The organism is Pseudomonas sp. F1_0610, from assembly GCF_047470865.1.
Lineage (GTDB): Bacteria > Pseudomonadota > Gammaproteobacteria > Pseudomonadales > Pseudomonadaceae > JAZDRH01.
In genome coordinates this window covers 23,356-45,637 of the sequence record NZ_JAZDRH010000025.1, presented here as the reverse complement: position 1 = coordinate 45,637, position 22,282 = coordinate 23,356, and the positions used below count along the sequence as shown (strand labels likewise).

The following is a 22,282-nucleotide window of genomic DNA, read 5'->3' as shown; positions in this document are numbered from 1 at the left end:
AAAAAATCTCTACTAACACCCACATCTCTAATTTCATTATGAATTATGACGTTTATACTATAGCCCTGTATTTTTTTAATACCTGAGAAAAATTTAAGGCAACCTACACCATCTAACCATATAGTATCTATTGACAGTTTTTCTATAAGCTTACTTAACTCACCAAGCAATTTCATTTTGTTAAAATAATAAAAGCGTTTTCCTTTTATAGACCTCCTATTTCCTTTTAAGAAAAACACTTCAGCATTACAAAATGAATAGTCAACATACTCACCTTGTAAAAAAAGGATATACCTATTTCCATTACCACTATTTATAATTAAATCAGTAACCTTGTGAATGGACTTATATTCTTTTTCTGATGACCATAAAATATAAAGTGTATTCATACAATTCCTTCCATAGAAAAACACACATCTAACAAATTAATATTTCCAATATTGACATTTTTATCTGAGTAGTTTTTCTTCCAATCCATAAAATGAAAATACGGGACTCGAATATCAATTAAACTGTTGGTAATAACACCATTTTTCCAATACCATTTTTGAGGAAAATTTTTCGTACCGTCCACCCAGTTTATACCCGCATTAGGAGTAGTATAAGCTTCATGAAAATAACTTTTTTGTCTTAACCCATTAAAAGCGTCTGCTATTTTTCTTAATCCTTCTGGCCAATTTTTGTGCTTAATGAAGAACTTAGAAAATGCTCCTTCGTCTAATGCATAATGTTCTTGGCTTTCAAATTTTTCTTTCCAATTGAGTATTTTTAAAAAAAGATTTTCTAACCCTGAAGATGATCTAATTAGCGTTAAATGCCCTGATATTCTATTCTGATGATTAGAAATCAGATCATACTTGCTCATTAAGTCGCCATAATAATTAAGCAGATCCCCATACACTAGATCAATATCACTAAACGCCCAAAACTCATATTTACTTATAATATCTTTATTTAAATAACCCAGCACAGGTTTTAAATCGCATAACTTATAAGGGCTACTAGGATAAAAGTTAATACTCAACTTTTCAGATATATCTTTACAATACTCATTAAAGGTTAAATTCACAAAGAAAACATTACTTACTTTATATTTAGAGCAATCGACATCCGTAAAAAAATACCAGTCCACATGAGGGTTAAGCTCGCAACTTTTTAAAAAAATTGGAAACCAAGCAGGTAACTTACCAAAGTAAGGAATCAATACAACTAATTTTTTCATTTCAAACTATTCCTAAACATCCTACCGGTTTCTGCACGATATAAATTTTAAACTATACTTCTATTGAACAACCTATCAAAAAAACTAAGCTTCTTAGCCTGTCTTAATTCAGGCTGAATACTAGCAACAATCTTCTGTCCAATTAAGTCAAAAGTAAATCCTGAATTGGCCAGCTTTTTACCATTTTCAGCTATTGTCTGTGCTTGGATCGGATTTGCTCTTAAATAGGTAAGTTTTTCAATTAGCTCGCTAACACTTTGATATAAAACTACAGTTTCCATATCTTTAAAGCCAACAGCATCTGCTTCTTCATCTGAGTGTTTATAGGCAAATACCACGCAACCGCAGGCCATGGCCTCAAAGTTTTTTATCATATATTCGCCCATCCCCATATCCGCGCTGACAAAGAAGCGGATACGATTGAGCATATTTACGTAGTCGTCACCTGAGTTTGTCTTGGTCACTATCAGGTTTTCTTTGCTACTTAACTCATCCAATAAGGCTTTGCGTCCTGAATAAGCAACGCTTTTGGTGCTACCCACAAAACCCAGTTCAATATCCCGCTCTAGATGCTTGTCTTGCATCATATTTTGGTCGTAGCCTTTTGCTACAAAGACGGCATCAAAGCCTTCTTCACGTAATTTTCTGGCTACACTTGCGCCTGAACTTAACACTCTAATCCAAGGCATTTTACTGTAATAGTAGGAAAATTTACCTGTGTATTTGCAATCAATGTAATTCTGGTAGGCGTCGTGTTCTAAGGCAACTAGATTAGGAATAGTGCGAATAAAACGGGTTTGTTTAAGCTCTTTTTTAAAACGTAAAAAAGTGATGATACGATCATATTGGGTTACATCTATATTTTTTTTAAAGTAGCGACGTAAATTAGCTTGTTCTTCATCGGTTAAGCGCAATATTGTGCATTCACAATAACGGGCAATAGCAGCGTAAAGCTCATCTAAAATAATGCGCTGCTCATCTTGTACTAATAATAAAACCTTCACAGGTTTCTCCTCTACGTCAAACCTTTGTCTTATGCTGTTTTACTATTGTTAATTACACTGCCATCTTTATGCACAATGATGAACTGCCCATTCCAATACTCCACTAGGAAAACTTTACTATAGTCTTCTAGTCCAAAGTGTTTCATTTTTTGCACGAACCAATCTTCATCTTTTCCTAAGTCTTTTAACTCTGAATAGCAAACACAACCATTCATAAAAATGAGTTTACCTGGCAGGTGAAATCCCTGATCCTTAGTCAGAATGGTTAGTTGCCCATTTGGTTCAATTTGTAGAAAGTTAATTTCTGCAAATGACATATGCCCTGCAATACGCAAACTGCTTGCAATGCAAGCGATATCTATTTTGTTGCGCTTGTCATTAATACTTTCAACATGGAATTGGCCATCACGAATAAGCACTATTGGGCTAGCTCCAGCAAATGCTCTAAAGAAGTTAGTCTTGTGCACCAACCAGTTAAGGCTGTTGATTAGCGCAATTCCTACAATTAACGAACTAATATATTGCCAAAATGCCAAATCTGTATTGTAGATGATTCCGCCTATGATGCCGCCCAAGACAAAATTGCCTACAAAATCAATAGCGTTCATTTGCGAAATTTGTGTTTTTCCTTGCCAATTCATATTAGCAATGATAATTAAAAAACCAATAAGCAGCTTCACAAAAAGCAAAAGGTATGGGAGCAAATAGTTTCCAATAGCCAATAAAATATCCATATTGTGAGTTAGCCTCTAATGCTTAATTGAGCACACCTATGCGGCATTATAGTTTATGCTTTTTTTATCCAAGCCCAAAACTGTTGTTTGACTTCAATATCAGTAAAGCCTTGAAAATTACTCTCCTGCCAGTCAATTTTCCCTTGCTGTGCTTGTTCAATCAATTGTGCACATGCGCTGTCATCTGCTAATGGAAATCGCTGCTGGCGGTTTTTAATCACTTCTACAGCACCACCGCAGTCACTGGACAATACAGGCACTCCAGCAGCCATCGCTTCAAGCAATACCATACCAAAGGGTTCATGATCTGAGCTTAAAACAAAGAGATCAAAGGCCTTAAAGTAGCACTTTCCATTGGCAACCTGTCCTAAAAAACGCACCTGTTTTTCAATGCCTAAGCGCTGTGTTAATAATTTTAGCTCTGTTTCTAAGCGCCCTTTTCCCATGATAACCAGCAAACTTCCCTCTGGTAGTTGAGGAAGTGCTTTAGCAAAGGCTTTAATAAGGGTGGTTTGGTCTTTATCTGGATGCAGGCGCCCAACATTAGCCACCACATAAGCATCCAAGGGCAAGTTGAGCTGGCTACGAGCTTGTGTGCGATCAATTTGTTTATTTTGTAAGGCTTGAGGGTCAATGCGGTTGTAAAGTGTTTCAATTCGTTCAGCGCTCCATTTGGGGAAGCACTGGCGGATATCATCACGCACAGCATTGGAAACACCTAACAAACGTAAACGCTTGGCAAAAAAATTGGCGAAGATTTGGCGTGAACGGCGTTGATAATCACCAAAAGCATGGTGAACACCAATTACAGGCAGCTTAGAGCCTAGTAAAGCTATGTAAATAGGTTTAAAGCGATGCGCAATACAAAATGCATAGTCACGCTGTGCTGCTAGTTTTTTAAACGCTGAAATAGCAGAAAGCTTTAAACCACGAATTTGCTTGCTAGTGTAGTTGAGAAAAATAACTTCATCTGAAGCGCTTTCACTGCGTACGCTATCATCAGGCTTGCCGGTTAAGTAAACAGTGCATACCTTATATTCGGTGCCAATAAACAGTGCTGCATATTGCCGTGCACAGTCAAGAAAGGGGCCATCATGGCCGTGACAAAACTGCAGGACCCATTTAGGCCCTGCAGTGCTTGAAGTGTTAGGCTGACTCATTCAATGCGTCTTCACTAGATGAGGTTTCTGGTTCTTTAACAACTAAAATATCTTCCATGATGAGGTACTGTAAGTCCGAGCCATAGAACATATTGAGCGCATCTGTTGGTGAGCAAATCATCGGCTCGCCGCGGCGATTCAATGATGTGTTCAGGGAAACTCCATTGCCTGTTAGCTTTTCCAACTCCAGCATTAAATCGTACCAGCGCGGGTTGTATTGACGTTCTAGTACTTGCGCACGAGAGGTGCCATCTTCATGTACTACCTCACCAACACGCTCTTTCCACTCTTCATTGACCTCAAAGGTAAAAGTCATAAAAGGTGACGGATGATCAACTTTTAGCATTTTTGGTGCAACGCTATCTAGCATTGAAGGGCAAAATGGACGCCAGCGTTCACGGAATTTAATTTGTTCATTAATACGATCGGCTACGCCTGGCACACTTGGGCAACCAATAATAGAACGCCCACCTAGTGCGCGCGGACCAAACTCCATACGGCCTTGGAACCAAGCTACCGGATTACCATCGACCATAACCTTGGCAATATGCTCTGGCACATTGTCAATCTTTGTCCATTTAGGTTGCATGGGATGTTTTGCGCACGCGGCAATGACTTCTTCATTGCTATAGGCTGGGCCTAAATAAACATGCTCCATTTTTTCTACAGGCACGCCACGTTGCTGCGACACATAAGCGGCGGCACCTAAGGAAGTGCCCGCATCACCAGCCGCTGGCTGAACCCATAGTTCTTTAACTTCATCACGTGCAATAATTTTTTGATTAAGCTTAACGTTTAACGCGCTACCGCCAGCAAAAGCGATTTTTCCTGTTTGTTTAATAATATCGCCAAGGTAGTAATCCATCATTTCTAACGCTAGCTTTTCAAATAGGGCTTGCACGCTAGCGGCATAATGAATGTATGGATCATCTGCCACGTCGCCTTCACGCTTTGGCCCTAACCATTCAATCAGTTTAGGTGAGAAGTAAAAGCCTTTGCCATTTTCTTTATAGCGGCGCAAGCCAATAACGTTGGCGTATTCTGTGTTGATAACAAGCTCGCCATTTTCAAATTTGGCTAGGCGAGATAAGTCATACAAATCAGGATTACCATAAGGTGCCATGCCCATCACTTTGAATTCGCCATCTAGCATTTCAAAGCCAAGGAACTCAGTCATAGCACCGTATAAGCCGCCCAACGAGTCAGGATCATAAAATTCTTTAATTTTATGAATTTTGCCATTCTCACCATAACCAAAGAAGGTAGTGGCATATTCGCCTTTACCATCAATGCCTAAAATGGCAGTTTTTTCTTTAAATCCTGAGCATAAGTAGGCGCTAGCCGCATGTGCTAGATGATGTTCAACGGGTTCAATTTTGACTTTTTTCAGGTCAAAACCTAGCTGCTCTAAACACCATTGTGTTTTTTTATAAAAACGCTTAAAACGGCGGTTACCTGTAAAAATAGCATCTAAGGCGCGATCAGGTGCATACCAATAGCGTTTAGCATAGTGCCAGCGCGCCTTCTCTGCCAAACTAATAGGTGCAAATGGAATAGCAACAACATCAACATCGCTCGGCTTAATACCTGCAAATTCTAGACAGAATTTTGCTGACTCATAAGGCATGCGGTTTTTTGCATGCTTGTCTCGTACAAAGCGCTCTTCTTCTGCGGCTGCAATTAATTTGCCATCTATATATAACGCAGCAGATGGATCATGACTTAATGAACCTGAAAGTCCGAGAACTGTTAAACCCATGGGTTACCCCTTTGTTTTATCGTGGCAGACGCTATGCACCTGCGGTAAACGCTGATCAAGTAGTGTGTACAACGCACTGTCTGGCGCCCAATTGCGTAAAAAGCGCTGCCGATCTTTGGCATAAGCTTTGACAAAAGAGGCTGTTTTTTGGTGCTGTTGTACGGCATCAAGATCTATTAATAGCCATCGACCTTGTTGCCAAAAAATATTGTGTCCTTTTAAATCACCATGACTAATCTGTTCACGTATCAGCGCATTAAATAACTGATCTAAAGCGAGCAACTCAGTCTCTGGTGGGCTTATATCTTTATATTGAGCCCAATGTGCAATTATATCCTGTCCTGCACAATAATCAGTAATTAGCCAAGCGGGTCCACGTAACCCTAGCCAACGGTATTCTTTCACCGCTAATAAGGCTGGTGTGTAAATACCTAAAAAATTTAATCTATTACCTTCATACCAGCTATGCCAAGCTCGGCTAGGCCGCCAAAATCGCTTCAACCAATGCCGCCAATTTTTAATATTGTAGCGCTTTATGATGAACGGCTTATCGTTCCAGATCACCTTTGCTACTGTTGCTGCGCCACCTGTTTTGTAGATATGCCCTTGGTTAATAAAGTGATCTGCATTTTCTAGTAACTGAGCTAGATCTTGTTGTTCATATTCTGCACGTTTTGCAATGGTTAAACCAAAAAGGCTAATTTGTGCAAAAAATAAGGTGCAATCTCGTTTAGTCTTTTTTAAATAATCCCGTAATCGCCAGGCACGAACACGCTCAACGACCTTAATTAACTCGTCTATATCTACTGCACTAGCAGGGTTAACCAGATAATAGTACAGCATTAAAGGACGCAGGTAAGGCATAACTTCGATAGGGAGCTGAGCAAAAAAAACACCGAGATTATCCGTTGCCTTTGCTGTAGAAAGTGCAGTGCCCGCCTGCTCCGCTTGGATGCCATCACCATCAATTACATAAACTTTTTGGTGGTGATAAAGCAAATTATCTAAATGTAAGTCTTCTTGCCATATACCTTGAGCATGCATATGCGCTATGCATTGTAAGGCTCTGGCTAAAATATCTTGTTGGTGTGAGCTTAAGTAGGCTTCATTTTCATGGCGCTTCCAAGCATCAGCTAGATTTTCGACGGGGTCTAAAAACTCAAACAATAAGCAGCAAAAGCGCAGACTCTGCTCTTGATGAATAATCATAGGCGTAGTGATGGCCTGCCCTTGGAGTAACTCCACACCACTAACGTCACGCTGATAGTTACGTTCTGCTTTAGGGCCTATAAAAAGCTTAGCAAGGACAGTTGAGCCTTGCCAATTGGCTTTGGCGACATAGCGCTGATTAGGTAAAACGCGTAGCCATTGCACAAGTTCTAAGTTACTACCATCGGCAAGTAGTATTTGAATCGGCAACTGAGGAGAGCGACCGACAAGATGGCGAGTCCCCATTAAAGCTGCTCCTGAAATGGCATTGCTAATTGTATATACATAGTGCTCATTCTCGCCCCAAAAAATAATTAAGCACTTTATAAATTATTTTTTTATCTTGCGCTATCAAGCTTTTACGCTGTACGTAAGCCAAGTAAAAACGTAGTCTTTGTGTATTAGATAACACCATTTTTGCCACTTTATCTAAACACGCCAAATCTTTTATGATGCGATGTTGAAGAAAGGGACCATACCAAAACATACCTGTTGGGCAGTCAATAAGATAAACCTTATTGTCTTTATCCACTAAAATATTGCGCCATTTTAAGTCGTTATGTGAAAAATTATGGCTATGTAGACGTCTTGTGATATCTGCAACTTGCTGACTAATCAGCTCAACCCACTGCGGACTATTCAATCTAGCATCTTTACTATTGGCTAAATCAGCTAAGTCTTGGGTATTGGCAATACCTTTGGTGACTACAGCACCGCGTACAAAAGACATACCCCTGCGCTCTAAACCAAAGGCTACAACCTCAGCCGTTGGAATGCCCCATTTACTAAAACGACGTAAGTTTTGCCATTCATTTTTAATACGAGGTTTAGGTAAAAGTGCGCGCCAGCCTAAATGGGCGTTATGATTTCTGTAACGCTTAACATAGTAATCTGTACTGTTACGCGTAATGCGAATGACATCTGATATTTTATCTTGAGTAATTTGCACGCCTTCTAACGCAAAGACTTTATCTAAGCTCGCTAAGTCATCTGCCAAAAACTGATACTTTTCATCTAAACGCCAGTGAGACATTAAAGCGCATCTCCATAGCGTTGTTTACGCTCATACAGTTTTTGTGCTTTTTTCTGAAGCTGCTTGAACAAAGCCTGCTCTTCGCGCAGCACTTGGCGTAATGGTTGTTGAAAATACAAGCGAATAAATCGTAATAAATCGCGTTGCGTCAAACCAATATCTAAGACAGAGAAATACAGTGCTGCAAGGTCTTTATTGCGCCAGCGTTTAGGTGTTTGACTACGTGTTTGGGCACGGTGCAGATCAATCACTGAAACTTTAAAATCATGGCGATCGAAAGGCTTATCTGTATGCAATAAAAAATGGCAAATATAGCAATCACGGTGGTTAACACCTGCACGGTGCATACTGCCTACCATGTCAGCAATACAAGCAATCAATGCATGTTTGTCAGCTGCTTGAGGTGGCTGCACCTGCCAATTTAAGCTGTAATCTTCAAGGCTGATGGTGGGTGCTAATTCTTCTGTGATAATAAAGGAATGCTGAGTAGCAGGATTACTGCCTTTTTCACCATAAGCAACCGCTGTCATGCTATTGACACCTAGCTGCTGTAGTCGTTTTACCGCTCGCCACTCCTGCCCTGCCCCCAAAACTGGCGCTTTTAGTGTGAGCCAATTTTTAACAATTTCAGCCCAACCAATGCCGCGGTGTATTTTTACAAAGTAACCTGCACCATTAATTTCAGTACGCAAAGTACGCCTTGCTTCTAGTTCACGAAACACCTCACCTTGTAGTTTTTCAACTTCGACAAAGGCGTCTTTTTCAGCCCATAATTGCTTAAACGGCTTTTGTAAAACTAAGGTCATGCGGGCTCCGCTAAAATAATATCGGCTGCACGAATAGGCATTGAGTAGATATCTGCTGTTTGTGCAAAACAGAGTGCATTCTGCTGCCAAAGTTGGCGCTTTTGCTGATCACTTAAGATGCTAAGTAATGCAGTATTCAAGTTCTCTTGCTGAAAGGGGCTAGATACCACAAGGCCTGCATTGGCTTGTTCAATATAGTGGGCATAGCCACAAACATCGGTTACCAATACGGGTAGACCAGCCACTACTGCTTCTAGCAATACAGTGCCTGTATTTTCATTATAAGCCGGATGTATTAAAAGATCAGCACCTAATAAAAAACGTGGTATATCACTGCGTCCTTTTAAAATCCGCACATGGTTGGATAAGCCTAATGCCTTAATTTGCAGTAAAAATGGTTTAGGGTCATCTTGCCCTATCACTATCAATTGGGTTTTAGCTTTTACTTGACTGGGTAAACTAGCCAAGGCTTTTAAGCTACGATCAAGGCCTTTTGTTTTAAAGCCCGAGCCAACCTGTAGTAACAGTAGATCATCTTCTGCTATAGCAAATTCTTGTCGAAACGAAGCTCTAATTTCTGCCGCATTTGTAGGCGCTTTACGGTCCCTATCAATACCTGGCGGCAATAAATGAAAACGCTCTTTCTGTGTGCCATAGTGCTTGATAAACAGTGGTTCTTGCACTGTGGATATCATTAAAATCTGGGTGTTTTCTTGCTGAGCAAAAACAGCCTTTTCATAGGCTGAGAAGTGTTTATAGCGCCCACTAAACCGATACAGCGGATTGCGCAAAGTTTGCGCTTTATCTTCGTAGCAACCATCGGCAGCGTAATACCAATCTAAGCTTGGCATTTTGTTAAAGCCTATTACTTTATCCACAGGCTCTTTATTCATATCTTGCATTAACCACGTATGAAATTTTTCATTGCGTCTGTGGTTTGCCCAAGCTTTTAGTTGTGGAATGCGCACATCAAAGCCAGCTGGAATATCGCCTTGCCAAATCAATGTATAAACGCGGATTTGATGCCCTCGTTTTTGGCATTCTAAAGCGATACGCATAAAATCGCGCTGTAGGCCACCAAAGGGAAAATACTTATATAAAATAAAAGCTAACTGCATCTTAGCTTTCCTTTGACGTTAAGATTTGATCTAGCACAGGCAACACAACGGCTGGAGTCAAGCTATCAAAACAGGGGATCTGACGGTTTCCTTTACCAGCATAGTCACCTGTTGCACATAGATGGACCTGCCCTTTGCCATAAGCACCTACCTTACCTGGCAAGGTAGGCCCATACAGTGAAATACAAGGTACATCTAATGCAGCAGCTAAATGCCCCAATCCTGTATCTACGGCCACACAGGCAGTGGCGCTGGCAATTTGTGCGGCCATGCCAGATAAACTTAAACGTGGTAATACGTGGGCTTTAGGTAAGTCTTTAGCTATACGCTCGGCACGTGTGCGCTCAACCTCATTTCCCCAGGGCAAATGAATAGCATAGCCTTGTGCGTGTACTTTTTCTGCTAGCTCACGCCAAAAAGCTTCAGGCCAATGCTTGCTTTTCCATGTGGTTCCATGCAGGAAAACTAGATAAGGCTCGGCTTCTTTTTCAATGAAGCTGTCACGGCTCAGCGCATAGTCGCCTAAGGTTTGCGCCAGTGGATAACCCAAGGCTTGGGCAAATAGTTGACGCACACGTTCAACAGCATGCTGATTTTTATCTACGAAGTATTTACGGTCATAAAAGCTGCTCGCTAAAGGTTCGCGAGCACATTTATCATCAAAACCAGCAATAGGTGCTGAGTTATAGCGCGTTAACCAGGCGCTTTTCAATAAGCCTTGAGCATCAATCACCAAATCATAATCTGCTGTTTTAACGCGCTTTTTAAAGGCTTTCCATTCACCAGAAAACCAAGTTTTTAATAAATTTTTACGCCAGCGTCGAATGGCTACAGGTATGACTTGATCCACAGCAGGATGCAGTGCTGGAATTTCGGCAAAACCTTCCTCTACAATCCAATCAAAGGCTATGCCATCTATGGCGCGCATGGCATCAGTTAAGGCTGGTAATGTATGGACAACATCGCCTAAGGACGACGTTTTGATCAATAAAACACGCACTAGTTAGAAGACTCTTGTAAATCAACTGAGATAACTACTAAGCGACTTAACGCGGTAATTACACGATTAGGGCGCAGCTTACGAAGACAGTCATAATGACCAAATCGACATGTACGCTCAAAACACGGACTACATTCTAACCCAAGTCGTACTATTTCCACTTGATCTGACAAAGGTGGAGTAAATTTAGGCGATGTAGAGCCATACACAGCCACTAATGGACGATTTAATGCAGCGGCTACGTGCATTAAGCCAGAATCATTACTAACGACAGCATCCGCACAGGATAATAAATCAATTGCTTGGGCCAGCTGTGTTTGCCCAGCCAAGTTATATACTTCTTCACGAATGCCAGGAATGAGTTCATCCTTAATTTGTTCGCCTGTAGCATGGTCGGCTTTTGAGCCAAAAATCCATACTTGCCAACCTTGGCGAATCAGCTGATCAGCTACCTTGGCATAATAATTGGCTGGCCATTTTTTTGCTTGTCCAAACTCAGCCCCTGGGCACAAGGCTAGCACTGGCCGATCTAATACAAGCTCAAACTCAGCTAAGGCTTGTTCGCGTGCCTGCCCATCAATTTCTAGATGGGGTTTAGGGTAAGGTGTTGGCAGTGTTGCATTAGGCTCATAAGCCAGCGCCATAAAGCGCTCAATCATCAGCGGGTAGCGGTCTTTGTCTAGCTTGCGCAAGTCATTTAATAAACCATAGCGCATTTCGCCTTTCCAACCAGTACGCACAGGGATAGCGGCAAAGAAAGGTGTCAATGCAGATTTAAAGGAATTAGGTAGCAAGAATGCTCGGTCGTACTGATTTTTAAGCTGCAAGCCAATACGACGGCGAGAGGCAATATCTAAGACGCCATGCCCTAAAGGAAAACTAAGGGTTTGGCGAACTTCTGGCATGCGCTCAAGAATGGGGCGACTCCACTCTGGTGCAAGAACATCAATTTCACATTCTGGATATTGGCTGCGCAAACACATAAAAAGTGTTTGCGCCATCACCATATCACCTACCCAGCTAGGACCAATAACTAATATTTTCATGCCATAAATACTATTGCTGTTGTGGCTATACATACAAGTAGGTATAGCTCAAATTAAAAGCACCTTTTGTTGTTTATGACACAAGGTGAATTTATTGCTTTTGATTTGCCACAAGATCCTCATCTTGTTTTACTTTAAACCAAGCAGCATAGAGCGCTGGTAAGCATAACAGAGTTAATGCTGTGGCAAAGACTAATCCGCCCATAATAGCAACAGCCATTGGACCAAAAAAGACACTTCGCGACAAAGGAATCATAGCCAGTACTGCGGCTAAGGCCGTCAAGACTATGGGTCTAAAACGGCGCACTGTAGCGTCAACAATAGCGTCCCAGCGCTTATGACCTATTCCAATATCATGCTCAATTTGGTCAATCAAAATGACTGAGTTACGCATAATCATACCAGACAATGCGATGGTTCCTAGCATGGCAACAAAGCCAAAGGGCTTGTTAAATAGCAGTAAGAATACAGTAACCCCAATAATACCTAAAGGTGCGGTTAAAAATACCAATACTGAACGAGAAAAACTACGCAACTGCAACATAAGCAAGGTCATTACCACCACTAAAAACAGTGGCATTCCTGCATTAACCGAGGCCTGACCTTTGCTAGAGTCTTCAATAGTGCCCCCTACGGCAAACAAGTAACCACTAGGTAAGCTATCGCGTATTGACTGTAACTGCGGCAATACTGCTTGCACTATATCTGCAGGCTGTTTGCCAGCCGTTGCGACATCAGCACGTACTGTAACAGTAGGTAGCCGATTGCGTCGCCAAATCACACCATCTTCAAAACCATAGTGAATACTGGCCACTTGCGACAAAGCTATGCTGGTGCCATTTTCTGTAGGTATAGCTAAGTTACCTACTTGAGCTATCTCAACCCTATCTTCCAAAACACCTCGTTGGCGAATCTCAATTAGCTCATTGTTTTCTCGGTACTGACCTACCGCCATACCACTTAATGCACTTTGTAAGAAAGTTGCCACTCCAGAAGTACTAACCCCTAATGCACGTGCTCGATCCTGATCAATTTCAAGGCGAATCACTTTACTTGGCTCGTCCCAGTCTAGGTGTACATTACGCACATCTGGATTTTTGCGCACCACCGCTTCAATTTGCTTTGCATAAGTGCGAACTTCATCAGTATGTTCACCTGAAACCCTAAATTGAACGGGATAGCCCACAGGTGGACCATTTTCTAAGTAGATAACACGGTTACGTGACTCAGGAAAGCGTATTGGCAACTCTTTATTTAGCCAGTCACGTACTTGGTCTCGTTCTTCTAAACTCTTAGCTATGAGTACAAACTGAGCAAAGCTAGTCGCTGGCAACTGCTGATCTAGTGGTAAATAAAAACGAGGAGAACCTGTACCAATATAGGCCACGTAGTTCTCTATACCTTGGTGCTCTTTAAGCATTGTTTCTATGCCTTCTGCTTGACGCTGGGTGGCCTTAAGGGATACACCTTCTGCCATTTTCACATCAATCAAAATCTCTAAACGGTTTGATTCTGGAAAAAACTGTTTAGGCACAAAACGAAATGCAGCTACAGCGCCTACAAAGAGTGCTACTGTAATCACAATTACCTTATACCGGTGCAGAACACACCAATTCACTATGGCACGAAAAGTATGATAAAAACGAGTGTTGTAAGGGTCGTGTTGTGCTGCTGACTCTGTATTTTTTTGGGCCTGTTTTTTCGCAAGATCAGGCAATAGGTAGTAACCAAGGTAAGGCACAAAAACAACAGCCGCAATCCAAGATACAATCAAAGAGATGCCCACTACTTGGAAAATTGAGCGCGTGTATTCCCCCACAGAGGAGGCTGCTGTGGCTATTGGCAAGAAACCTGCCGCAGTAATCAATGTTCCTGTTAGCATTGGAAAGGCGGTGCTAGTCCATGCAAAGCTTGCCGCCTTTAATCGGTTATAACCTTGCTCCATTTTAATCGCCATCATTTCAACTGCAATAATGGCATCATCTACCATGAGACCTAAAGCAAGCACTAAAGAGCCTAGCGAAATTTTGTGCAAGCCAATATTAAAATAGTGCATTAAGGCAAACGTCATTGCCAATACAATGGGGATTGAAACAGCAACAACCAAACCTGTACGCACACCTAAAGAGAAAAAGCTTACCAAAAGCACTATTACCAAGGCTTCAATAAGTACTTGTACAAACTCACCTACGCTGGTTTTTACCGCTGCTGGTTGATCTGATACTTTTTTTAACTGCATGCCCACTGGTAAGCTTTGTTGGATTTGATGAAACTCTGCCTCTAACGCTTTACCCAGCACAAGAATATCGCCACCCTCTTTCATAGCAACGGCAATACCCAATGCATCTTCACCCATAAAGCGCATACGAGGTGCTGCCGGATCAGTGAAGCCGCGATACACCTCTGCTACATCACCTAATTTAAAGGTGCGATCACCTACTCGGATAGGAAAATTACGTACGTCTTCAACGCTTTCAAAGTTACCACTCACACGCAACTGCACGCGATCGGTGGCTGTTTCAAAAAAACCTGTAGCTGTAACACTGTTTTGCTCTGTCAGCGCTTTTTGCACAGCGGATAAGGGCAGACCTAAATTAGCTAAGCGAGTATTCGACACATCAATCCAAATTTTCTCAGCCTGCTCACCTAAAATTTCAATTTTTCCGACGTCTTGCACGCGCTGCAAGCGTAATTGAATACGATCGGCGTAGTCTTTAAGAATCGCATAGTCAAACCCATCACCTGTTAGCGCGTAAATGTTGCCAAAGGTTGTACCAAACTCATCATTAAAAAATGGGCCTATGGTGCCTTGTGGAAATTCCACTCGAATATCGCCAATTTTTTTACGTAACTGATACCACAAGTCAGGAATTTCCTTTGACCGCATATGATCAGCTGCCATAAATATGACCGTCGACTCACCTGGACGAGAATATGAAGTGACTTTTTCATATTCTCCGGTTTCCATCAGTTTTTTCTCAATACGCTCGGTAATTTGACGAGAGACTTCATCGGCCGTAGCACCTGGCCACATGGTTTTGACAACCATGGCTTTAAAGGTAAATGGCGGGTCTTCGCTTTGACCTAATTTGGAGTAAGAAAAGATGCCTATAAGACTTAATAAAACAATGGCAAACAGTACTAATGGACGATTATTTAATGCCCACTCTGATAAGTTAAAACGCATAGCGGTTACTCCTTATCAGAAATATCTATTATTTTATTATGCCGATCAATGGGCTGGACTTGCTGGCCTTTTTGCAGAAGATGTACACCTGCAATCACAACCCAGTCTTGCGCGTCTAAGCCAGACAATATAGGGACTGTTTCACTACCAAAAACATCAACTGTGACAAACACCTGTTTTGCTTGCTTTGTTGTAGGATCTAGCACCCAAACAAAAGGTTTACCATCTTCTGCAGTTAAAGCACTCAAAGGTACGCTTAATAAAGGTCGTGCTGTGCTATAAGCAAACACTTTAGCACTTTGTCCCAGTTCTGGATGAATATTGGTATCGCTGTGTACTAATGCAATACGTGCTGCATAGGTGCGGGAGCGCGGATCTGCTGCTGGAGAAACCTCACGAATCACACCAGAAAAAGTTTGATCTGGCTGTGACCAAAGCTGTACGTTAAATGCATTGCCTACTTTAAATTTTTCAATCAATTGCTCTGGCAAACCAATAGCAATTTCACGCTCACCATCTTGGGCTAACACAAAGACTGTTTGCCCAGCCCCTACAACCTGCCCTGATTCAACGCGAGCAACCGTAATAACGCCATCTGAGGGGGCCGTTAGCTGGGTATAGCTAATCTGATTTTTGGCCACATTATGTTGTGCTTGCGCTTGCTTTAACTGTGCCAATGCGTTTTGATACTGCGTATTGGCTGTATCAAAGGCTGATTGGCTAGCCATTTCGCGCTTAACTAAGGCTTGATAGCGATCACGCTCTGTTTTAAGGAGTTTGACATTTGCTTGAGCTGCGGCCAGCTGTGCATTGGCTGACTCTAAATGCAAATTAACATCTTGAGGGTCTAGTACAGCAAGTACTTGATCCTTTTTGACACGTGCACCAACATCTACTAAGCGCTTAGAAACCTTACCTGCAATACGAAAAGCCAGCTCAGGCTCATACCTTGCACGTACTTCTCCTGGAAAGGTTTGGTTATTTGAGTTGATCAGCAAGGGCTGTGCCGCTAGCGCTGGGCGAATAACTTCTGTTTTTTCTTCTGGCTTAGAGCAGCCACTGAGTACCACAACTCCAGAGCACAGCATAATTAAGGTCGATACAAGGCGATACATAACTGAGTTCCTGATAGAGCCAGAATAATTGACTAATTAGCTTATTTCTAAACAGCCGCAAAACTAAGCTACTGGTGATTAGTCGTCATTTTTATAATCAACAAACTATAAGCACATCGGTTAATTTAGATGAATGCGTAAAATTGTCTGACAATTCTAATAGTGTCAAGATTTATGCTAAAAATAAAGACAAATTTAACCTATCATTTTTATGTAGTGCTCATTTTTCAAGGTCGCTTTGGCTTATTTTTACTCAAGTAAAGCAGCTTATGTGCAATTCACAATCTAAAACTATTACGATTTTAGCGTTTTTAGCGTGTAGACATCATAGCGACTGGACTTACCTTCTAAGCTATAAGATGGCTTTGGCCCTTCTATACAAGGCGCTTTACGAGGTCGTTTAACAACTACACGGTGGGAAGCCAAGGCTAAAGCAGTAGATAATAGTTTAGGCGCATCCAAGTCATCCCCTACTAATGGACGAAATAGTCGCATCTCTTTTTTTACCAAAGCGCTTTTTTCTCGATGCGGAAACATAGGGTCTAAATGCACAACTTGCGGTGTTTCTAGCTGCCAGCTTTGCATCAGGTTAATGGCATCACCCTGCAATAATCGCATGCGCTGAGCGATTATCTGAGTATCTAGATTAGCCAATGCGCGCGCCAGCCCATCTTCTAATAGTTTTGCAATAACAGGCTGACGCTCGATCATAACTACATTGCACTCTAAACAAGCCAAAACAAATGCGTCTCGGCCCAATCCTGCAGTGGCATCTAAAATAGAGGGACGAACACCTGCTTGAACGCCTACGGCTTTGGCTATCATTTGTCCTGTACCACCACCGAACTGGCGTCTATGCGCTAAAGCGCCTTCAACAAAGTCAACACGTACAGGGCCTGGCGCTTTATCTGCTAGCTCCTGCAACTGCAACCCCATATCGCCTAACTGCAATGCAAACGCTGCTTCTTTGTTTAAAGGCAAACCTAACAATTGAGCTAATTCGCTTGCTTGCTGGTGATAATTAGAAGATAACGGATGAATAGATAAAAGCGTCACTATGGCCTCAAACTTAGTAATAATACAGCCTAAACGGATAGGCGATACAAACTCACTAAAATAGCAAAATGCTTAATATCTTGCTCAATAAACATGTCTAGCACTTAATGTGACAGCCATCAGCATAAGCTTATTTAGTAAAAACTATACTGCCTCCCGAAATGCGTATTGTACGCTTTCATAACTTAAAATTAGTACTAAAGCTGGCGCCATACTAAAGTATTTGCCAAGCCTATCTATCAAACATTATAGGGAAGATTCCATGTCACAAGATCCAAATAACGCGTCAGCACAAAGTTTTTATCAAACACCTAATACAGCCAATTCTTATGTTGCTGCACAGAATAATCCTGAGCCAGTAAGTATTAAAGACTGGATCATCACAATGCTTTTAATGATCATTCCTTTCGTAGGGATTATCATGCTTATTGTTTGGGCTGCCAGTTCAAGTACTAACCCTAGTAAGAAAAACTTTGCTATAGCAACGCTTATTTTCTGGGGTGCATTTACCTTACTCTATATTATAATTGTAGTTATCGCCTTCTCAAGCATGGGCTTTCGCTAGCTAAAAGCTAGGCGCGCTTAGGCGTTGCCACGTTATCACGTAAATAAACAGGCTGCGCTTGTTCTACAGGAACAGCCTGTCCTTGTTGATACATTGCAATAGCTATTTGCAGTAAATCCTCAGCCGCTGGCAACAAATCTGCCAATTGCTGTGTAGGCTGTACTTTTAAGCGCTCAGCAAAGCTAGACCACCCTGTACCTGCACCATACCATGAAGCGTCCATAGGAATGCTAGCTTGTTCAGGAGCGCATACAGACTCTTCGCCCAGTAACTGGGCAATGCCATCTTTGATGCCGTAACACCCCCAATACACTTCATCCATACGTGCATCAATGGCAGCTGCTATATATTGTGCATTGGTTTCACGATAAGCGCGTTGTGCCAATACTGCCAAGTCCGACACTGGAATAACTGGAATATCTAAGGCAAAAGCTAAGCCTTGAACTACGCCAATGGCAATACGCACACCTGTAAAAGCGCCTGGGCCTCGGCCAAAAGCAATAGCTTCAATATCACTTAATGAGCAACTAGCTTGCGCCAACACCTCATCAATCATTGGCAATAAACGCTGAGCATGGCCACGCGGGATCACTTCATAAGCGCTAAATACTTGTTGTTTATAAATCAACGCCACAGAGCACGCTTCTGTTGCTGTATCTAAGGCTAAAATGCAGGTCATGAGGGCTAAACTCTATTACTTTGAAAAAGACTATTCTAACACTTTAAGCAAAATCGCAAGCACAAAAAAAGGAAAACCTAAGTTTTCCTTTTTTCTGGATCATTAACTTAGGACAGCGCTGCCAGTACTTTCTCTGTAATACTGTCGACTGAGCCAACACCTTCTACTTTGTTATATTTAGGTGTACCTTTGGCTGCACCTAGTTTTTGGTAGAAATCAACCAATGGTTTAGTTTGGGTATGATAAATATCTAAACGATGGCGCACAGTTTCTTCTTTATCGTCGTCACGCTGAATAAGCGCTTCACCTGTTTCATCATCTTTACCTTCCACTTTAGGTGGATTGTAAATAATGTGATAGGTACGACCTGAAGCTTGATGAACACGACGCCCAGCCATGCGTTTCACAATTTCTTCATCATCTACGTGGATTTCAACTACGTTATCGATATCCACACCAGCTTCAACCATGGCTTGCGCTTGCGGAATAGTGCGTGGGAACCCATCAAACAAGAAGCCGTTTGCACAGTCGGCTTGCTTGATGCGCTCTTTAACTAACGCAATGATAATCTCGTCAGAAACAAGACCACCTGTTTCCATAATATGTTTTACTTTCAGACCCAATTCAGTGCCTGCTTTAACTGCTGCACGCAGCATATCACCAGTCGAAATTTGTGGGATTGAAAACTTTTTAGTAATGAAAGCAGCCTGTGTGCCTTTACCAGCACCGGGTGCACCCAGCAATATGACGCGCATTCTTGACTCCTAGTTAGCTCAATCTAAAAAAGTGACGTAGCTATTGAAAATAACGCTGCGTAACACGGTTTAAAGTTGACTGTGCTGGACAGTCGAACTCATCACAATACACATTGATTTAATGACAAACAAGCAAAAGATGCGTTATACATCGGTAAAAACGCATCTTTTGTGTGCTATTTACCCCGTATTTCGTAGCCCTGCTGCTACTCCTGCAATAGTGACTAACAAGGCCAGTTCAATGGCACTAGACGCCTGTTCACAATGGCGTGATCTATCTAAAAGCTCGACTTGCAACAAGTGCAGCGGGTCTAAATAAGTATCCCTAATGCTAATAGAAGCTCGCACTATAGGATGACGTTCTAACAGATGAGCTTCACCAGTTAGCGCTAAAACCAACTGTGTTGCTTGTTTGAGTGCTGCATAGAGCTGCTCACCAAAGGGCTTTAGCTGCTCATCCACTAAACGATTTTCATACAAGCGTGCAATGCCTTCATCAGCCTTTAACAGCACCATTTCCAGCATATCAATACGAGCACGGAAGAATGGCCAGTTATCACGCATATCGTTCAGGGTATCCTGCTCTCCACGTGCTACCGCTTTTGCCAATGCTGTTTCCCAGCCAAGCCATGCAGGCAGCATTAAACGAGTTTGCGTCCAAGCAAAAATCCAAGGAATAGCCCGTAAGCTTTCTATACCTCCGCTACGGCGCTTGGCAGGACGACTGCCTAATGGCAATCGCCCTAACTCCTGCTCAGGCGTCGCTTGCCTAAAGTAAGTAACAAATTCGGGGTTGTCTCGGACAATGCCACGATAGGCCTGCATACCATCCTGAGCCATGTTCTCCATTACATGACGCCAACTATCTTTAGGTGCAGGAGGTGGTAGCAAGGTGGCTTCAAGTACAGCGGCCACATAAAGATTTAAATTATGCTCAGCAACCTTTGGCATGCCGTACTTATAGCGAATCACTTCACCCTGCTCAGTAGTTCGAAAACGCCCTGCAACTGAGCCTGGCGGCTGCGATAAAATGGCTTCATAGGCTGGGCCACCACCACGTCCTACGGTACCACCTCGACCGTGAAACAGTTGCAGCTCAACAGCCTGTTCAGCACAAACAGCAACTAGCTGTTCTTGTGCACGGTACTGTGCCCAAGCAGCCGCTGTGGTGCCCGCATCTTTAGCAGAATCAGAATAGCCAATCATAACTTGCTGTGGCCCTTCTAAACGCTGCCGATAATCCGATAGTTTTAATAACTGTTGAATGGAATCCGCCGCAGAATCTAAGTCATCTTCTGTTTCAAACAACGGCATCACAGGCATGTTACGTTTTAAGCCGCACTCTTTGAGCAGTAACTGCACCGCTAATACATCAGAAGGTGCTGTAGCCATTGAAATAATATAAGAGCCGAGCGCATCAGCGGGTGTTTGTGCGATCACCACACAGGTATCTAAAACCTCTTGTGTTTCTGCTGAACCTTTAAAATCTACAGGTAATAATGGGCGTTTATTTTCTAGCTCACTCAGTAAAAACGCTTGGCGCTGAGCCTCACTCCACTGCGCATAAGAACCTAAGCCCAAATATTGGGTAATTTCATCTAGTGCACTGGTATGTCTTGCTGAGTCTTGGCGAATATCTAAGCGGGCTAAAAACACCCCAAATGCTTGCACACGACGAATACAATCCAGCAAATCACTCTCTGCAATTAAATCTAAACCAACGGATTTTAATGAGCGATAACAAAGCATCAAAGGCTCTAATAGCTCGGCGTTATCCGCTAGTAAATTATCTGGCAAAGCTACGCCATTATTTAAATGCAGTATTAGTCCTGCTCTGGTTTCTCTTAGCCGTTGGCGCAGTTTTTTAAGAATGACGCGATAGGGCTCGTCACTATAATCTGTAACCGTTAACAGCTCTTCACTGGCCTTACTCATAGATAACACGCCTACTAGGCGCGAAATATTTTTTAAAAATAAATCGGCTGCCAGCCAGCGCGCGCGCAGTAAAACTTCTCGAGTTACGTTAGCGGTTACATTGGGGTTGCCGTCACGGTCACCGCCCATCCATGTAGCAAAACGAATAGGTGCAGCACTGGCTGTTAATCGATTTCCACCAGCAGCTAATAGCACCTTATCAATATGTCGTAATGTATTGGGCAAGGCATGCCAAAGTGAGCGCTCAATAACAGCGAACCCCCAGCGAGCTTCATCAACAGGGGTTGGTTGTTGTTTTCGAATTTCATTGGTTTGCCAAGCTTCATTTACTAATAAACGTAAGCGTGCAATGGCTTGTTCATGTTCTTCTTCGGTTAAATCACTATGATCTAAAATAGCCAATTGCTCAGCCATGGAATCGTATTTCAAAATCATAGTACGACGGGTAACTTCGGTAGGATGTGCTGTTAATACCAGCTCAATATGCAGATTTTCAACCTGCTCTGACAGCACTTTAGGATCATGCCCTTGGGCTAGTAAACGGGCTAGTAAATTAGCCAGCATTTCCTGCTCAAAAGGCGCAGGCTCATCTTTTTGGCGGCGGCGCGTAAGATGATATTGGTCAGCAATATTTGCCAAATTGAGAAACTGACTAAAGGCTCTCGCCACAGAAACAAGTTCTTGTTCAGATAGCTGATTCAAAGTTTGCTTAAGCTGTGCCCTTGCCTCTGTATCACTACCTTGGCGTGCTGTTTTAGCACCTAAACGAATACGCTCAATTTTATTGAAAAAATCAGTGCCTACTTCTTCGCGCAGTGTGTCGCCCAGTAATTCACCTAGCAAACGCACATGATCACGCAAGCGTGGATCTATTTGTGGCATCTCGGCTCTCCTTTTGA

At 42.3% G+C, this 22,282-nt stretch carries 19 protein-coding genes; 1 reads left to right on the top strand and 18 read right to left on the bottom strand.

The window, feature by feature from the left end; genetic code table 11:
* From VQ643_RS12825 to VQ643_RS12755, 15 genes are all read right to left on the bottom strand, one after another.
* On the bottom strand, window positions 1-389 hold a 389-nt coding region (locus tag VQ643_RS12825), incomplete at its 3' end, for a hypothetical protein (RefSeq protein WP_414200202.1).
* Window positions 386-1,222 (bottom strand): DUF6625 family protein, encoded by an 837-nt coding sequence (locus VQ643_RS12820; RefSeq protein WP_414200201.1) that lies wholly within the window; start codon window positions 1,220-1,222, stop codon window positions 386-388. The genes VQ643_RS12820 and VQ643_RS12825, both read right to left, overlap by 4 nt.
* A 47-nt stretch (window positions 1,223-1,269) precedes the next feature.
* On the bottom strand, window positions 1,270-2,226 hold the full coding sequence (locus VQ643_RS12815) for a glycosyltransferase (protein WP_414200200.1): 957 nt from the start codon (window positions 2,224-2,226) through the stop codon (window positions 1,270-1,272).
* A 29-nt stretch (window positions 2,227-2,255) separates the two neighbouring features.
* On the bottom strand, window positions 2,256-2,960 hold the full coding sequence (locus VQ643_RS12810) for a DUF421 domain-containing protein (protein ID WP_414200199.1): 705 nt from the start codon (window positions 2,958-2,960) through the stop codon (window positions 2,256-2,258).
* Between the two features lie 53 nt (window positions 2,961-3,013).
* On the bottom strand, window positions 3,014-4,120 hold the full coding sequence (locus VQ643_RS12805; protein ID WP_414200197.1) for a glycosyltransferase: 1,107 nt from the start codon (window positions 4,118-4,120) through the stop codon (window positions 3,014-3,016).
* Window positions 4,107-5,879, bottom strand: a complete 1,773-nt coding sequence (locus VQ643_RS12800; RefSeq protein WP_414200196.1) for a carbamoyltransferase — start codon at window positions 5,877-5,879, stop codon at window positions 4,107-4,109. Before VQ643_RS12800 ends, VQ643_RS12805 begins: the two co-directional genes overlap by 14 nt.
* Before the next feature lie 3 nt (window positions 5,880-5,882).
* Window positions 5,883-7,334, bottom strand: a complete 1,452-nt coding sequence (locus VQ643_RS12795) for a lipopolysaccharide kinase InaA family protein (RefSeq protein WP_414200195.1) — start codon at window positions 7,332-7,334, stop codon at window positions 5,883-5,885.
* 46 nt (window positions 7,335-7,380) lie between these two features.
* Window positions 7,381-8,121: a lipopolysaccharide kinase InaA family protein gene (locus tag VQ643_RS12790; RefSeq protein WP_414200194.1), complete on the bottom strand. Its 741-nt coding sequence runs from the start codon at window positions 8,119-8,121 to the stop codon at window positions 7,381-7,383.
* The gene (rfaP, locus tag VQ643_RS12785) at window positions 8,121-8,927 is read right to left on the bottom strand and encodes a lipopolysaccharide core heptose(I) kinase RfaP (protein WP_414200193.1); all 807 of its coding nucleotides are present in this window, start codon (window positions 8,925-8,927) and stop codon (window positions 8,121-8,123) included. Before rfaP ends, VQ643_RS12790 begins: the two co-directional genes overlap by 1 nt.
* Window positions 8,924-10,045: a glycosyltransferase family 4 protein gene (locus tag VQ643_RS12780; protein ID WP_414200192.1), complete on the bottom strand. Its 1,122-nt coding sequence runs from the start codon at window positions 10,043-10,045 to the stop codon at window positions 8,924-8,926. Before VQ643_RS12780 ends, rfaP begins: the two co-directional genes overlap by 4 nt.
* A gap of 1 nt (window position 10,046) precedes the next feature.
* Complete coding sequence (waaC, locus tag VQ643_RS12775) at window positions 10,047-11,045, bottom strand: lipopolysaccharide heptosyltransferase I (RefSeq protein WP_414200191.1); 999 nt, start codon at window positions 11,043-11,045, stop codon at window positions 10,047-10,049.
* Complete coding sequence (gene waaF, locus VQ643_RS12770; protein ID WP_414200190.1) at window positions 11,045-12,091, bottom strand: lipopolysaccharide heptosyltransferase II; 1,047 nt, start codon at window positions 12,089-12,091, stop codon at window positions 11,045-11,047. The genes waaC and waaF overlap by 1 nt, the downstream gene beginning before the upstream one ends.
* A 91-nt stretch (window positions 12,092-12,182) precedes the next feature.
* Window positions 12,183-15,278, bottom strand: coding sequence for an efflux RND transporter permease subunit (locus VQ643_RS12765; protein ID WP_414200189.1), 3,096 nt, complete (start codon window positions 15,276-15,278; stop codon window positions 12,183-12,185).
* Between the two features lie 5 nt (window positions 15,279-15,283).
* Window positions 15,284-16,393, bottom strand: a complete 1,110-nt coding sequence (locus VQ643_RS12760) for an efflux RND transporter periplasmic adaptor subunit (RefSeq protein ID WP_414200188.1) — start codon at window positions 16,391-16,393, stop codon at window positions 15,284-15,286.
* 294 nt (window positions 16,394-16,687) lie between these two features.
* The gene (locus VQ643_RS12755) at window positions 16,688-17,449 is read right to left on the bottom strand and encodes a class I SAM-dependent methyltransferase (protein WP_414200187.1); all 762 of its coding nucleotides are present in this window, start codon (window positions 17,447-17,449) and stop codon (window positions 16,688-16,690) included.
* A 262-nt stretch (window positions 17,450-17,711) separates the two neighbouring features.
* On the opposite strand from VQ643_RS12755, the gene VQ643_RS12750 reads away from it, so the two are divergent.
* Complete coding sequence (locus VQ643_RS12750) at window positions 17,712-18,014, top strand: hypothetical protein (RefSeq protein ID WP_414200186.1); 303 nt, start codon at window positions 17,712-17,714, stop codon at window positions 18,012-18,014.
* Between the two features lie 7 nt (window positions 18,015-18,021).
* Here VQ643_RS12750 and tsaB read toward each other — a convergent pair whose 3' ends face one another.
* The 3 genes from tsaB to ppc all read right to left on the bottom strand — a co-directional run bounded on the left by tsaB (window position 18,022) and on the right by ppc (window position 22,265).
* Window positions 18,022-18,693 carry a tRNA (adenosine(37)-N6)-threonylcarbamoyltransferase complex dimerization subunit type 1 TsaB gene (tsaB, locus tag VQ643_RS12745; protein ID WP_414200185.1) on the bottom strand — a complete coding sequence of 224 codons (672 nt, stop codon included), beginning with the start codon at window positions 18,691-18,693 and terminating at the stop codon, window positions 18,022-18,024.
* Between the two features lie 107 nt (window positions 18,694-18,800).
* Entirely contained in the window at window positions 18,801-19,448 is a 648-nt protein-coding gene (adk, locus tag VQ643_RS12740; protein ID WP_414200184.1) for an adenylate kinase, read from the bottom strand.
* A gap of 180 nt (window positions 19,449-19,628) precedes the next feature.
* Window positions 19,629-22,265 carry a phosphoenolpyruvate carboxylase gene (ppc, locus tag VQ643_RS12735; protein WP_414200183.1) on the bottom strand — a complete coding sequence of 879 codons (2,637 nt, stop codon included), beginning with the start codon at window positions 22,263-22,265 and terminating at the stop codon, window positions 19,629-19,631.
* Between the last annotated feature and the right edge of the window lie 17 nt (window positions 22,266-22,282).